The sequence below is a fragment of the Allobosea sp. 05T439 genome, assembly GCF_056396005.1.
Genome location: NZ_JBFTKP010000045.1, coordinates 1 through 15,260 on the forward strand (window position 1 = coordinate 1; position 15,260 = coordinate 15,260).

Consider the following 15,260-nt stretch of genomic DNA (forward strand, 5'->3'; position numbering starts at 1 on the left):
GCCGGTCGAGCGAAGCCGCGTTGCGGTCCCCGTCCGTGCGTCCCTGCGCTCCGATCGCCTCACCCCAAAGCGTGAAGCGTTCCATGGCGAGGCGCGGCGCCGGCAGAGTTGTGCCGGCTGATCTGCCGGGCGCGTCGGCGCTGAAGGCGGCGTTGACCGAGCCGCCGGACGAGCCGGCGGCCAGGGGCCAGCGCAGCCGGTTGAGGATGGATTCGCGAATGAGATGGCTGTCCTCGATCGCGACGCTGACCGCTTGCGCGTGAGCCTCACCCGAGAGCGCGTCGAAGCCGGCGCGGGCGTCGGCGACGCTTGCCGTGAGCAGCGCATCGTAGACACGGTTGCCGGAACCCAGCGCTTCGGCTGCTCCGGCGGCACCGGCCTGGTTGCGGGTCAGGGCGACCTGCGGAAAGGCGATCGCGTTGCGATCGAGCGTCAGCGCCACCTCGGTGGCGCCATAGGCCAGGCTTGGGGTCAGGAAGGCAAAATTGGAGGTCACCGCGGCGAACTGGCCGATGACCCCGCCCTGCGCGGTCAGGATGGTGTAGCGCGTCGAGGCGCCATAGCCGCCTTGTTCCGCCAGAAGCTGCACCGTTCCTCCGGACACGGTCGCGGTCCCGGTGGCGGCGATCCTGTCGGACTGGCCGGCGGCATTGACCTCGAGCTGATAGGTCGAGCCGGGAGCGAAGGAGATGTTGCCGGCAACGTTCAAGGTGCCGATCGAATTGCCCGGTGCGACCGTGCCGGCATGGCCGACAATGACGCTCCCGACCGTGCCGGAACCGCCGAGCGCGCCGCCGGCCAGGGTAATGGCGGAGCCCGTCAGCGAGCCGTTGACCGTGAGCAGGCCCGACAGCACCGAGGTTGCCCCGGTATAGCTGCTGTTCCCCGTCAGAATGAGCCGGCCGGAACCCTGCTTGGTCAGCGTCCCCGTGCCCGAGATGTTCGCTGCGAGCGTGGCGGTATCGACAAAATCCGCGACGATGGCGCCGTCATTCAGGATCGCGCGCGTGTCGATCGCGCCCGCGCGCCCGCCGGTGCCAAGATTGAGCACGGAGGTATCGCTGATCTCCACCCAGCCGGCCTTGACCGTGCCGCCATCCGCAGCAGTGAGCATGGCGGTGGTGGCGCCGCAGCCGCAGCCATAACCGACGAAGAGGCCGTCGACCACGTTGAGCTGGGAGCCTGCGCCCGTGACCGTCACAGTGGCGCTGGCGAGGCCCAGCCCGGCATCGGAATCGTAATAGAGGTTGCCGTTCAGATTGACGATGCCACCGTCGGAAACGACGAGCGCGCCGGTTCCATTGGACCATTTGGAGCCGATGAACATGTGCTGCTCGACATTCCAGACCGAGCCGGCTCCGGTCACGCTGACGGTCGACGAGGTCCCATGCCCCTCGATGAGCGCGCCCGCCTTGCTGTTCATCACGCCGCCGCCGCTGATGGTCAGGGTCGCGGCAGCAGGACCGCCGACATCCGTGTAGCCCTCATTGGTGACGCTGGAATTTGCCCCCGAAACCTCCATGGCGGATTTGATCGCCAGGTACCCCATCGGGTCCACCAGCTTCAGCGTTCCGCCATTGCTGACCCGGAGCAGGCCGCTCGACACTTCGTTCCAGCCCATTGCCCAGCCGGCCGGATCGCCGACCGTGAGCGAACCGCCCTTGATCTCGAGCGTCGGGCTCGCGCTGCCGCCGAGGGTKAGCGCGCCCCCGATGACATTCTGTGCTCCGGTCAGCGACAGGGTGCCGGCGCCGTTCACAAAGAGAGAGCCCGGGCCGGAAATCTGACCCGAAAGGGTCAACACGCCGCTGGTGTCGATCGTGCCGCCGGCTGCGCCCAACGTCACATCCCGTGCCGAGGTGAAGCTGCCGGTGGTTTTGAGTGTGCCACCGTTGAGGGTCAGCCCCCCTGAGACCGCACCGAGATTGGCGTCGCGGCTTATGGACAGAACGCCTCCGTTGATGTTCGTCCCGCCGCTATAGGTATTCGTCCCTGTCAGGATGGTGACCCCGGCCTCGATAAGAAGCGCGCCGGCGCCTGTGATCTTGGGCGCGAACGTGTAGGCCGTAGAGGTATGGTTGAAGACAATGCGTCCCGTGGCTGCGCCGAATGCGACTTCGGCCGCGAGAAGGCTCCCGACCGCCGCCGCCGGTTGGCCGGACGCGGCACCAATGTTCAATGTGCCTGTACCGCCATAAGTGCCATTGGAGGCGACTCCAAGGATGCCCCCGCCACCTTCAACGGAAACGGTGCCTCCGGCCTGAATGGTGAGCGTCCCGTCGCCGAAACCGCCGACATACATGAACGAGCTGCTGCTCAGGGACGATGCGGCCCCTGTGACCGTCACCGAGCCCGCGGCACGATGGGAGGGGCCGGCGGCGTTGCCTATGACAACGGAATCAAACGAGACAGTCCCTCCTGCTTCTATGAGCAGCGAGCCAGTGCCAGAGTGTCCAACATCGAGTTGTCCACTGCCTCTGAGGTATGATCCAGTCCCCGTCACGCTGACTGAGCCGTTACCGCCGACGGCTACGCCGATGCGGACAATTTCGGAGCCCACGCTGACGGTACCGCCGCCCGCAATGGTCAGCGCGCCAGTGCCTGTTTGACCAATGTTGAGGAAGCCGCCCGGAGTCCAATGCGGCAGCGGATTGGGCGATGGAAGAGGCGAAACATCGCCCGTCACCGTCACGGACGGCGTTTGCGCGGCAGCTCCCAGCGGCAGGCCGGCGAGCCAGGTGACGAGAGACAGCGCCGTGGTCGCCGGGAAGGACGCAGCGCGGCGGCCCGGCCGCGCGTGTCCGCGTGCCTGCAGGCCGGATTGTTGCCGGCCACGAGCCGCATCTTCGATCAGTCGCAGGATGGCGAGCGGCGCTCGCGCTCCGCGCCCCACACCGGCCGCCCTCTGCACTCGCCTCATCTAGCCCCCCGGCGCCGCGGACAAGATCGAGACGCACCCGCAATGCATGCCCGACCGTGAGAGTTAGGGTAGCGGCACTCTCGCGACAATACGGCATTCGCCGTAGATGCCGCGGAAAAGTTGTATAACTCAGATGTTAAATGACGCAGCGTCCTGCCGTGTGGGCGCTGGAGCAGAACGCGGTCGGCTGGGCGAGAGTCAGTGTGCTGCGCCGCCGGCGCCGTCCCAGGGCATGCGAACCTCCGCTGGCGGTCGTCAGAGCGCAACTGCCAGGTTGTTGGGGAGGCGATATTCCCCTGAACAATGGTCGCCGTCTGCCCTTAAGGCTTAGAGAACTCCGGCCTCCGCTGCTACGATGCCCACCCGCGTCCGCTCACCGAGTGTCATTATGCCCACCAGCAACCCTCTGTCGTGGAGCGCTGAGAGCCTCCGTCGCGCTATCGGCGCGGCCGGGGTGGCCCTTTGGTCGTGGAACGTGGAGACCGACCGGTTCGCCATGGACGAACGGGGATATGCCTTATGGGCAGTGCAGGACGACAGCATCCCGGTAAAGTTCGAGGATCTCTCAGCCCGAATTCACCCCGCCGACCGGGATCGGGTACGGAGCGCGTTCACGGCGACGCGGGCGATCGTCGGCTCCTATGAAATAGATTTCCGCATTATTATCGATGAGGAAATCCGATGGATCTCCGCTCGGGGCATTGGCGACGATTCGCATCTGCACAATGGCATTGCCTACGGCATCTTTCTTGATGTGACGGGGCGCAAGCAGGCGGAGGAAGGCCATGAGCTTCTCGCCGGGGAGATGAGCCATCGCGTCAAGAATCTGCTGTCCATTGCCTCGGGGCTGACCCTGATCTCGTCGCGGTCCACGACGACCGCCAAAGAGATGGCCACCGAATTGACCGGGCGCCTGGCGGCACTTGGCCGAGCCCACGATTTGGTGAGACCGCTCCCGGGCCACCAAGGCCATGCGGCTCTGCTCGGCGACCTGTTGTCGATCCTGCTGTCTCCTTATGAGGACCTGGGCGCCTTCAGCGGGCGCATCCGCGTCGCGGTGCCGCGCATGGGCGTTGGTGAGAGTGCGGCGACCACGCTGGCCCTTATCATCCATGAGCTCGCGACCAACTCGTTGAAATATGGCGCGCTGTCGGCCGAGACCGGCACCCTGGACGTTTCGGGTTGCTCTGACGACGAAGAGATCAAGATCATCTGGACGGAGCGGGGAGGCCCTGCCGTCGAACCTCCGAACGGCGCCGGTGGTTATGGTAGCCGCCTCGTGGTTCGCAGCATCTCAGGGCAATTGGGGGGCTCGATCGACTACAATTGGTCCCTCGAGGGGGTCATTGTCACGCTGCGGATCAAGGCGGCGAAGCTCGCTGACTAGGTGTTGCGACGCACGGCTGCGATGACTCGCGCCGCAGGTAGGCCGTCCGTGTCTTTTACGGCAGGTGCGTTCTCGCGTCCCGGGCGATCGCCCGACCGCGAGATATCGATGACGTGTGCCGCCCCTGCAGAAATCAGGTTCAGCTTCGGGTCACTGGCGCGCCGTGCGCGCTGCTGAACGGTGAGGGATTTCCAAGAAGCGGACATTGCGCCGGAACGGCAGCGAGGCGACCGCGGGCTGACTTCAGCTCGCTCACTTCGCGAAGCGGCCTTCATACTTGAACTGCGGGGCCGCCTTCAGCTGTTCCTTGGTGGCGTTGATCCGGGCGTTCCATTTCTTGTCCGACGCATTCCAGGTGACGGCAAGGGCGCTGGGACTGACCGCAACATAGTGCTTGCCCATGCCGAGCAAGCCGCCGACCGACAGGATGTAGGAATCAAAGCCGTTGCCGGCGATGACGAAATCCTCGATCTCGCCAACGCTTTCGTCACCAGAGTTCCTGACGTCGAGACCCTTGAGACTGCTGACGAGCGCCGAAGACTCCTCGACAGAAACGAACACCTTTKGCTCCGCCGGTGCAGGGACGGGCGCCGTCTGGGCGATGGCGGTGCCGGTAAGCAGGGTGGCAGCGACAGTAAAGGCGATGGCGCGCATGTTCGGAAGGTCCTTCTCTTTGGTTCGCAGCCTGAACTGCTGCGGCAGGATGGAATGGGAATTCCGAGCACCCCAATCTGTTTCTCAGGGCGCAAACTCCGCGGGAAGAGACGGTGTCCACGGGCTGTGAGAGCGGTTGGGGGAGGGAGCCAATCACGACGGTGCAATCACGACGGTGAAAGTGCAGGAACTGATTCGGTTGACCCCACTTCCGGCCGCAGTCGCTGCCGCCTGTCGATATGCGCGTCAGGCGGCGATATGCTGATGTGGCAGCGGCAACGCGCGACGCCGGCGCTTCGCCGCACAGCCTTACCTGTAGCGGTAATATCCGGAGTCGTGTGCCCGGCGCCCATAGGCGCGCGCGTGTGGAGGGGGGGCGCCGTAGTGTCGACCGTAGCCCCGTCCACGCTTCCAGTGGGTAGACCCGTGCCAGCCCTTATGGCCCTTATACCCGTGGCCGCCATGCTTGATCTGCTCGATGTGATTTTGGCCCTCGATCGCCGTCAAACCCGCGACCGGAGTGGCCGGCGCCATGGACGGCGAAATTGAGCCGAAGCCCAGCGCGGCAGCCGCAACAAGGATGAACTTTCGCATCGGTGTCTCCCAGGAAATTGCCGAAGTGCGGAAGGGAAAGGAAGCAGGTGCGTGGACAAGCCGAGGATCATCCACGGCGGAGCGCCGGTCATACTCAGCCGCAGATGCGCGAGCGCCGCACAACGACCTCGCCAAAGCGGTTGACGCGACGCTTTTCCACCAACCGACAATCCGCGTAGCGCTCGCGGATGACCCGACGCTCGCCATACGCTCGGCGCTCGCGATATCGGGGGGCGTCATAGCCGGGCCGGTCAATTCCCATATCGAGCCGTACCTGAGACTGGGCTGGCGCGCCGAGCATCGCGGTCGCGGCAATGCCGGCAGCCATTAACAGTGTCCGTATCAAAGCGTATCTCCCCCAGAATATTGTGATGACGTTAGACTTGGGCTTGTCCGGGAAATGCAAAGACAGGAGCCCACCCAGGAAGGGTGGGCTCCTTCTCGATCATTCGATGATCTGCACGATCTTGCGGGTTTTCGGCTCGACGAGGACGGTCTGATCGTTGATCACCGTGTAGCGATATTCGGTTTTGCCGTAGCGAGCGGGAACTTCGCGATAGGTCACGGTGTCGGGCAATGTCGCGCCGACGACGACCTTTTCGCGATAAGCCACCGAAGGGACCTTCTGCTGCGTCACATAGGTCCGGAACTCGGTTCTCTGGTCCGCAGCGATACCTCCTACGATCGCGCCAGCCGCGGCGCCGCCGACCGCGCCAACGGCTGCACCGGCAGGTCCCCCGACAATTGCGCCTCCCACTGCGCCAGCGCCAGCGCCCGTGGCGGCGCCCGCTGCCGCACCAGAGTTCGACTGCGCAAATGCGGTCACCGGAACGACGGCGAGAGCGGCGATAAGAACAAGATTCTTGATCATGGTTCTTTCCTTTTCATGGGGCTCGGTTTTGGCCCCAGCTGAAAAGGTAAACGTGCGGGTAAGGTAAGGTGTTCCATGAATAACTGTTCATGATGACATGTTTAGCAGCGTCTTATTATTTATCTATTCGGAAGCGCGATCACGCCCGCGATGGGCATGTCTGCTCGTGGCCCGGGCAGGCGGGGAACTTTCATTCGATGGGCGCGTATCGAGTGGAGAGAGCGATTCCGGAGCCCGTTCATGACCCCCTATTTGGCGGCACTTCTTCCGAGCGCGCTTCTCCTGGTCTCCCACGCGGACACCGACAGGGGCGTGACCTATACCTGCAGCTTCGAGGAAGGTGTGATCGTCATCGACCGACCGGACGCTGCGGGCGGGGTCATGGTTCAAATCCACGGCGAGGCACGGCGATACGTCTTCGACCTGCAGAAGCTGGTGCCGGACGATGACCGACTGCCGACTTATTATTTCCAGGCCGAATTGAAGCGTTGGAAGCTGTTGAACAAGCGCGGAGAAACCGTCGAGACGACGGTTTGCAAGGCAAGCCTCTAGCGGCTGGATGGCGCGACCCCGCTCGATGGTCATCGACTGGTCATCAGGTTCCAGGCGCCGAAGTCCGTGACGGGCCTGTCAATCGCCGATCATGACCACAAAGATGCCCGCGATGGCGCTCCCCCGGCCGCAAGGGAAAAATCCATCGAAGGACGCCTGAGCTGCGGTCATGCGTTTGTGTTTCACCAGCCTCAAGGGACCGGAGAGCCCGGGTGATTGCTGTCCTTGGATACGTCCGGCTGCGATCATCTCAGTGCGTCCTTCTGCCGAACGCTATCGAAAGATCGGCTCCGATCGCCGGGGCGGCGCGGATCAGAGCTCGCCTTGTCGCCAAGGAACGAGCAGTTGCACAAACTATGGCGGATTCACGGGGGCGGCTTTGCGCTGCGCGCCTTGCACGCGTTCTTTCCGCCGCTCTAGGATCGGCCTGCTGACATAGCGGCGACGCCGGCAGGCTCCGGGGGCACCCGCGACCGTTCCATCTGCTCGCACGGAAGGTCTCAAGGCATGAAGCGTCGGACATTTTTGGGCGCTGCCGCTGGCGCCGCCGTATCGGTCATCGCAAAGCCCAGCCTCGCGCAGCCGGCAAAGCTCCTGAAATTCGTTCCCGAGGCGGATGTCGCGATCGTCGATCCAGTCTGGACGACGGCGACGGTGACGCGCAATCACGGCTATCTGGTCTTCGATACGCTCTATGGGCAGAACGCCGATTATGGTTTCGAGCCCCAGATGGTGGCGGGCCATACGATCGAGGATGACGGCAAGACCTGGCGACTGACATTGCGCGAGGGCCTGCGTTTCCATGATGGCGAGCCGGTGAGGGCGCAGGACGTGGTGCCGAGCATCCGTCGCTTTTCCGCGCGCGATGCCTTCGGCCGGGCGTTGATGGATGCAACCGACGAGCTCTCGGCCGAATCCGACCGCGTCGTGAAATTCCGCCTGAAGCGGCCGTTCCCGCTGCTTCCGGCAGCCCTTGGCAAGACCGGGACGTCGATGCCCTGCATCATGCCGGAACGGCTGGCGCTGACCGACCCCAACAAGCAGGTGACCGAGATGGTCGGCAGCGGCCCGTACCGCTTCAAGGCCGACGAGCGGGTGCCGGGCGCCTTGGCGGTCTATGAGAAATTTGCAGGCTATGTGCCGCGGCCCGATGGCTCCGCCACCTTCACCGCCGGCCCCAAGAGCGTGTTCTTCGACCGGGTCGAGTGGCGCATCATGCCCGACCCTTCGACGGCGGCCAACGCGCTCAGCACCGGCGAGATCGACTGGTGGCAGAACCCGACACCGGATCTGCTGGGGACGCTGAGAGCCAAGGCCGGCGTGAAGGTCGAAGGTCTAGATCCGGCCGGCGGCATCGGCTGCCTGCGCTTCAACAGTCTCCACCCTCCCTTCGACAATCCCGCAATCCGGCGCGCCCTGCTCGGCGCCATCGACCAGACCGAGTTCATGACCGCGGTCGCCGGAGACGAACGCTCGATGTGGAAGGACCATGTCGGCGTGTTCAGCCCCGACACGCCGCTGGCGACCACGGCCGGAACGGAGGTTCTGGTCGGCAAGCGGGATTTCGCGGCGGTCCGGCGCGAGCTTGCGGCCGCCGGCTACAAGGGCGAGCGCATCGTGCTGCTCGACCCGACCGATTACCCCTCGACCCATGCGCTGGCGATGGTGGCGGCGGACGCGCTGCAGAAATCCGGGATGAATGTGGACATGGTCTCGACCGATTGGGGCACCGTCGTTCAACGCCGCGCGAGCAAGCAACCCATCGACAAGGGGGGCTGGAACATCTTCTTCACCTATCTGAACGGCACCAATAATTTCGACCCCGCCAGCCAGCTCGGCATCCGCGGCAATGGCGATCAGGCCTGGTTCGGCTGGCCGAAATCGCCGCGCCTGGAAGAGCTGCGCCTCGATTGGTTCGGGGCCAAGGATATCGCCGCTCAAAAGTCGATCTGCGCCGAAATCCAGAAGCAGTTCTTCACCGAGGTGCCCTATATCCCGCTCGGCGCCTATTACGAGAAGACGGCCTATCGCGAATTGGCCGGGATGCGTATTGGCTTCGCACAATTCTACGACGTGAAACGAGCATGATGTCCAAGCCGATCCGTATCKCCGTTCTCCAGTTCGCCCATGAGACGGTCACCTTCCTCCCCAACGACACCACCCGCGAGGATTTCATCTATCCCGGCTCGCCGGCCGGCGGCGAGGCGCTGCTTGCGACCGACCCGAAGGGCTATATGGGCGGCTTCGTCCAGGTCGCGCGCGAACACGACGATGTCGAGCTGATCGGCATCACCTCGCCGCTCTGGCCGCGCACCGGCACGGGCTCGGGTTGGGTCACGCAGGATGCCTACGAGCATTTCCTCGGCATCATGATCGAGGAGCTGAAGGCTCAACCGGCGCTGGACGGCGTCTATCTGGCGCTTCACGGCGCGCTGGCGGTACGCGGCGTGCCGCGTCCCGAGGCCGATATCGCAAGGCGCGTCCGCGAGGTCGTCGGCCCGGAGGCCTTCATCTCCGCGACATTCGATCCCCATGGCAATGAGGACGAAGCATTTCTAGAGCAGGCCGACATGGCCTTCTGCGTCAAATACTTCCCCCATTACGACATGCACCTGCAGGGCGAGCGCGCGGCGCGCATGCTGGTCAGGGCGATCCGCGGCAGCTTCAAGCCGGTGCACCGGTCGCTGCGGATCCCGATCCTCGCACCCACGGTCGTGATGTGGACCGGCGCCTCGCCCTGGTCCGACCTGATCCAGCGGGCGCTGATCTGGGAGGCGCGGGAGCCGGATGTCTTCGTCAATGTCTTCTTCGGATTTCCCTGGTCGGACGTTCCCGATGCCGGGATGGGCCTTCAGGTCCTGACCAATGACGACCCGGATCTCGCCGAGCGCGTGCTCCGCGATATGGCCGACTGGACCTGGCGGCGGCGAAAGGCGCTGCTCGAGACCGTGAAGATCCACACGATGGAGCAGGGCGTCATTCTCGCCCGCGAGGCCGTGACGGAGGGCAGGGCGCCGGTCGTGCTCGCCGATTACAGCGATCGCTCGGGCTATGCCACCTGGCTGCTGCAGGAGATCGTCGCGCAGAGCTGTGAGCGCACCCTGATCGCCACCATCGCCTCGCCCGAGGCTATCCGTGCCGTGCTCGCGGCCGGAGCCCGGCCCGGCGATGCGTTCGACGCGGAGATCGGCGGCCTCTTCGATGAATCGGCAGGCGAGCCCGTGCGCATCACCGGCACGATCCGCGATATCCGGACGGCCACGAACCGACGCGGCATGGGCAACGAGTCCGTCTGCGTCAGCTTCGGCAACGGCAATGTGCTGGTCTTGAGCCCTTATCTGGTCCAGATCATCGAGCCATCGGAACTCCGGGAACTCGGTCTCAAGCCCGCGGAATTCGATATCATCGCGATCAAGTCCCGCGTCCATTTCCGCCGGGGTTTCGACGATAGCGGCTTCGCGCCGACGATCCTGCTGGTMGAGCCGTCGCAGCCCTTCATGGGCACGGTGCATCTCGAAGCTCTGCCCTACGAGAACCTGACGCTGAAGGACTACTATCCCTATGGCAGCCCGCGMTTTCAGCCGGAGGAGGGTGGAGATCGCTAGCGTCGGCCCGACATAGCGGACGGCKGTTTTCGGGAAAGCCGATGCAAACACAAAGGCTGAGATCATCGGAGCGGATACGATATCCGGTCCGATGTCCAGGCGTGATCTCGGTGGTCCATTACGATGACCGCAGGACCGGGAAAGCGACTATTCCGATAGTACCGGCTCCGATTGAAATCTGACCTGTTCTGCGAGCAGGCGATAATGGGCTATCTGCCCCGCAGACCAGGTTTCGAACTCCGACAGAAAATCAGGCGCGACCGCGACCGTGCGGCCGCCGTGATCGACCGAAAAGCAGCCGCGCCGCTCGGCCTCATTCAGGATATTGCCGATATGCTGGCGCGAGACGCGAAAGCGCTCCGCCAATCCGCCATAGGACAACGAAACAGGTGCGGCGGCACCGGCGCGGGCCGCGTAATGAGCACCCAGCACGGCCGATAGCACCGGATAGCCGCAATCCTGTTCGGCCAACCGGACAATGTTCGCGAAGGGCGCGAAGTAGACGTCTTCCTGAAGGAACATATCGTAGGAACGGCCGAGCCAGTCGGCCAGAGCGATGTCCTGGCTGCGCAGGTGAGCGGCGAACGGCCGTGGCGGCGGGGCGATTTGCTCCGAAGCTTCGAGAAATGCCAGGGGTGAGCGACCGATCTCCAGGAGGAGCGCCATCGCGGGCTGTAGCCGCACGGCGCGGCGATCCTGGGAGGCGCGGGTCGCGACGACATACCCGCCCAGCTTCAGCGCAGCGACGAGGGCGGCGACCTGCCGGGGGCTGGCGTGTGCAGACCGCTGAAGGGCGGAAATCGTCGGCAGTTCTCCTCCGCTCCGGCGCCAGCGGGCATCCTGGCCGATCAAGGCGAACGAGACGAGATAGCGCAGCTTCTGTCCGAAGAACTTGTCAGCCGGCCAGGCCATCTCCGGTGGCTGCATCATCGCGATGCAGTAGTTCTGCAACGCGTGGCCGAAGGCGGGCGAACGGATCAGCTCGACCGCATAGGACCATACGGGCTCCTGCGCATAGGCATCGACGGCGGGATGCAGATGGTCGGCGCGGCTGACCGGCCGAAAAGCGTCGCTCATGGCGGAATACCTGCAAAGTTTGGACTTTGCTATCTGTGTGGGGGCTGGAGTAATGCGATGTCCAGAGCCGATCGAGATCGACAGATAACGAGCTATGCGCCCTTCTGCTATCAATTCCTCAAAGCCGCCGACAAAGAACGGGCGTATATCATCAAGGCACCATGATGTCAGAAGCGGATACATCAATTTTTACAGGATTTATTGTTCAATCACTTTGTATATTGCCTTCTGTTTCCTTGGGTCCCATGCCGCAAATGGGCAGACCAATGGCAATGTGGGCGGCCTGGGCGAGGTTTCAACCAATAATCCCTATCCTTTCAGCACACTGACCTTCATTGGCACGGCTGGTCATATCCGTGCCTTGAACGACGTGAACCTGGGCAGCCAGGTGTTGACCGACGATGACTCGGTCGCCCGGCTGACGGCCGTCGCCGGTCGAACATTGTCTGTGTCGTTCGGCCGGTTCGGACGAAATTCGACCCTCTATCTCGGTTCAGCCACCGACACCGGAAACATCAACGTGACCGGCTGGACTGGATTCGGAGGCCTGGGTGCGCGGCTGGTCATCGAGGGGGGCAATGCCATCGCCGCCGGCCAAGATCGGCTTGGGCTCGCCGACTTCGGTCGATCATTCCGCTCGATCACCATCAACGATGGCGCAACGCTGCAGTTCTCAAGCTACGAAGCGACAATCAACCGTCTCGAAGGCGGTGGCGCAATCGGGATCGCTGCGGCGCTGACGATTGGCGGCGGGACGTTCTCTACGAGCATTACGGGCGCGTCGCGCTTGAGCTTTCAGGGAGACAGCATCTGGACCGGGGTCGGCGCCGGCATCGGCACGCTCGAGGTGCGATCCGGCGCGACGCTGACCACCAACAATCCCGGCGCCGTCGAAGCGAAGACGAACCTCCAGATCGATGGCACCTATCGGCTCAACTCGGCCCTTGCCGTGGACGGCTTGAGCGGCAGCGGCCTGATCGAGTTGGGGCTTGGGGCGCGGCTGAGCGCAGGTTCGCAGGACGCCAGCTCGACCTTCAGCGGGGTGATCTCGGGCAGCGGGGGCGGGCTGACCAAGGACGGCAGCGGCACGCTGACCCTGGCTGGCGCCAGCACCTATACCGGTGCGACAATCGTCAATGGCGGCACTTTGCAGATGGGCATTGGCAACGCTCTGCCCTCTTCGACAAACATCACGCTGAATGGCGGGACCTGGAGGCTCGCGGGCTACGATCAGGCCGTCGCCAGCCTGGCGGGAAATGCGGGGACGACCGTCGCGCTCGGCTCGGCCACGCTGACCCTCGGCGGTGGCTCGAGTATCGGTTTCTTCGGCAATATCACCGGGACCGGCGGCCTGACAAAAGTCGGGGTGAACAGTCAGGACCTGTACGGCGTCAATTCCTATTCAGGCCCGACAACCGTATCGGGCGGCATGCTCCGCATTGCGCTCGGCGGCACACTGCTCAACTCCCGGCAGATCAACATCTCGGGCGGAGCGGCCTTCGACGCGGTCAGCAGCAATGCGCTTTCGCCGCAAGCCGTCGTCACCCTGAGCGGCTCGAATACGAGTTTCCGGATCAACGGCGACCAGAGCATTGGCGCGCTCAGCGGTACGGCAGGCGCGCAGGTGATCTTTGGTGCCGGACGCACTCTGACCGTCGGTGGCAACAATGCCGATAGCACCTTCGCTGGCAATGTCGGATCGGACGGCCATGGCAGCCTGATCAAGACCGGCACGGGCGGGTTCACGCTCTCGGGCGCGAGCAGCTACACCGGTTCGACCACAGTCGATGGCGGCACGCTGGTCGTGAACGGCTCGATCGCCGTTTCTTCCGGCGTGACGCTCAACGCCGGGGGCACGCTTGGCGGCTCGGGCACCGTCCCGGGCGTGACCGTCACCGGCGGCACGCTCTCGCCTGGCAACTCTCCGGGCACGCTGACGGTCTCCGGCAATCTCATGATGGACGCGGTCTCGACCTACCGTGCCGAGGTGCAGGGGCCGCTCGCCGACCGCATCAATGTCAGCGGCACGGCTGCGCTCGCCGGCACGCTGCAGATCGTGCCACTCGGCCAGACCTTCCGTTTCAACAGCCCCTACACCCTGCTCTCGGCAGCGGGCGGGCGGAGCGGCACCTTCGGGACCGTCGACACGACCGGCGCTTTCGGCGACGGCGTCACCACGACCGTGAGCTACACCGCCCAGGACGTGCAGTTGACCTTGACCCCGCGCCCGCTGACACCCGGCGGCTCAGGGGATCCCGGCTCGTCACCAGGCTCGCCACCCGGCTCTCCATCGGGCTCGCCTGCGCTCGGCGTGACCTCGCCGCGTAACGCCTATGCCGTCGCCGCCTCGATCGACAGGGCGGTGGCGAATGGGGGCGACGCCTCGCCGCTGTTCAACCTCTACAACCAGCCGGCGAGCGCGATTCCGGCCGTCGTCAACCAACTCTCGGGCGAGATCCATGCCAGCGTTCCGGCGCTCGGCTTCCAGGCGGCGAACGCGTTCCTCGGCACCATGCTCGACCCCAACGGCCGCGGCCGTCTGGCCGGTGCGGCGGGGGCGCCCGGCGGAGCGGCCGGCTTCACCGCCGGTCTGCCCGCGAAAGGGAGCGCCGCCGGGCCTGCCACCTTCGACCCGGCGCGCTTCTCGCTCTGGGGCGCTCCCTTTGGCTCGCGCGGACGCTATGATGGCGAGCGCCTTATCGGCTCGGCCAATCGCACGCTCGATGACGCGCATCTGGCGGTCGGCGCCGATGTCCTGCTGGCGCCGGGTACGGTCGCGGGTGTCGCGGTCGCCGCGGGCCAGGCGCGCGCCTCGCTGTCCGGCGGGCTCGGCAAGATCCACAGCGACGCCTTCCAGGCGGGGCTCTATGGCCTGACCAGGCTCGGCCCGGTCAACCTCGCCGCCGCCGGCGGCTATGCCAGACTGGACAACGACGTCCACCGCGCCGTGCCGGCGCTCGGCAATGCGCTGAGCTCCTCCTATGCCAGTACGGCCTGGAGCGGGCGGCTGCAGGCGACCGCGGCGCTGGCAAGCTGGAACGGCCTCACAATCTCGCCGCTGGCGGCCCTGCAGGCGGTGCATGTGCGCAGCCCCACCTTCACGGAAGGGGCCGGGTTCGCCGGCAATGCCGGTGCACTCAGTGTCGCCAGGCGCAACGCTGTCACCAGCCGTTGGGAAGTCGGCTTCCAACTCGACGGGCAGGCGATGGTCGGCGCAGTGCCGGTCACCGGCTTCGCGCGAGCCGCCTGGGCTCATTACGTCGAGCGCGATGCCAGCCTCGCCGCCAGCCTGATTGCGCTGCCGGGCGCGAGTTTCGCCGCCAGCGGGGCCCGGCCCGACCGCGACAGCGCCCTGATCGCCGCCGGCCTGGACGCAAAGTTCAACGAGCGTGTCTCGCTCGGCATCCGCCTCGACAGCGAGCTCTCCACCAACACCAGAAGCCTCGGCGGCACCGCACGGCTCGCCGTCAACTTCTGACGAGGGCGGATGCGGCGTCGTTGTCGGGCGGAGAACGCCGGTTCGCCTTCGGCGGACATTGCCTGTTTCGGGTGGGACCGTCGGCGCGGGGTGGAGGTGATCGAGAGCGGTGCTATGAAGGG

10 protein-coding genes and 1 pseudogene are annotated in these 15,260 nt (G+C 65.0%); 6 read left to right on the plus strand and 5 right to left on the minus strand.

What is annotated here, in order from left to right; genetic code table 11:
- The coding region (locus AC1DIO_RS30330; RefSeq protein ID WP_441507220.1) for an autotransporter outer membrane beta-barrel domain-containing protein at positions 1-2,302 on the minus strand (2,302 nt) is incomplete at its 3' end.
- Positions 2,303-2,920 (minus strand): annotated as a pseudogene (locus tag AC1DIO_RS30335) (hypothetical protein); the annotation flags it as partial.
- 388 nt (positions 2,921-3,308) lie between these two features.
- Here AC1DIO_RS30335 and AC1DIO_RS30340 point away from each other — a divergent pair.
- On the plus strand, positions 3,309-4,307 hold the full coding sequence (locus AC1DIO_RS30340) for a sensor histidine kinase (RefSeq protein ID WP_441507128.1): 999 nt from the start codon (positions 3,309-3,311) through the stop codon (positions 4,305-4,307).
- A 252-nt stretch (positions 4,308-4,559) separates the two neighbouring features.
- Here the strand turns inward: AC1DIO_RS30340 and AC1DIO_RS30345 are convergent, their stop codons facing one another.
- Positions 4,560-4,961: a PRC-barrel domain-containing protein gene (locus AC1DIO_RS30345; RefSeq protein ID WP_476854531.1), complete on the minus strand. Its 402-nt coding sequence runs from the start codon at positions 4,959-4,961 to the stop codon at positions 4,560-4,562.
- 532 nt (positions 4,962-5,493) lie between these two features.
- Here AC1DIO_RS30345 and AC1DIO_RS30350 point away from each other — a divergent pair.
- On the plus strand, positions 5,494-5,886 hold the full coding sequence (locus tag AC1DIO_RS30350) for a hypothetical protein (RefSeq protein WP_476776391.1): 393 nt from the start codon (positions 5,494-5,496) through the stop codon (positions 5,884-5,886).
- A 114-nt stretch (positions 5,887-6,000) separates the two neighbouring features.
- Here the strand turns inward: AC1DIO_RS30350 and AC1DIO_RS30355 are convergent, their stop codons facing one another.
- Complete coding sequence (locus AC1DIO_RS30355) at positions 6,001-6,426, minus strand: DUF1236 domain-containing protein (RefSeq protein WP_441507131.1); 426 nt, start codon at positions 6,424-6,426, stop codon at positions 6,001-6,003.
- Between the two features lie 240 nt (positions 6,427-6,666).
- On the opposite strand from AC1DIO_RS30355, the gene AC1DIO_RS30360 reads away from it, so the two are divergent.
- The 3 genes from AC1DIO_RS30360 to AC1DIO_RS30370 all read left to right on the plus strand — a co-directional run bounded on the left by AC1DIO_RS30360 (position 6,667) and on the right by AC1DIO_RS30370 (position 10,583).
- Positions 6,667-6,978: a hypothetical protein gene (locus AC1DIO_RS30360; protein ID WP_441507132.1), complete on the plus strand. Its 312-nt coding sequence runs from the start codon at positions 6,667-6,669 to the stop codon at positions 6,976-6,978.
- A gap of 507 nt (positions 6,979-7,485) precedes the next feature.
- The gene (locus tag AC1DIO_RS30365) at positions 7,486-9,066 is read left to right on the plus strand and encodes an ABC transporter substrate-binding protein (RefSeq protein ID WP_476854532.1); all 1,581 of its coding nucleotides are present in this window, start codon (positions 7,486-7,488) and stop codon (positions 9,064-9,066) included.
- Between the two features lie 11 nt (positions 9,067-9,077).
- Positions 9,078-10,583: a M81 family metallopeptidase gene (locus AC1DIO_RS30370; RefSeq protein ID WP_476854553.1), complete on the plus strand. Its 1,506-nt coding sequence runs from the start codon at positions 9,078-9,080 to the stop codon at positions 10,581-10,583.
- Between the two features lie 147 nt (positions 10,584-10,730).
- Here AC1DIO_RS30370 and AC1DIO_RS30375 read toward each other — a convergent pair whose 3' ends face one another.
- Entirely contained in the window at positions 10,731-11,660 is a 930-nt protein-coding gene (locus AC1DIO_RS30375; RefSeq protein WP_476854533.1) for a MarR family transcriptional regulator, read from the minus strand.
- Positions 11,661-12,051: 391 nt separating this feature from the next.
- On the opposite strand from AC1DIO_RS30375, the gene AC1DIO_RS30380 reads away from it, so the two are divergent.
- The gene (locus AC1DIO_RS30380) at positions 12,052-15,138 is read left to right on the plus strand and encodes an autotransporter outer membrane beta-barrel domain-containing protein (protein WP_476854534.1); all 3,087 of its coding nucleotides are present in this window, start codon (positions 12,052-12,054) and stop codon (positions 15,136-15,138) included.
- Positions 15,139-15,260: the final 122 nt, after the last annotated feature.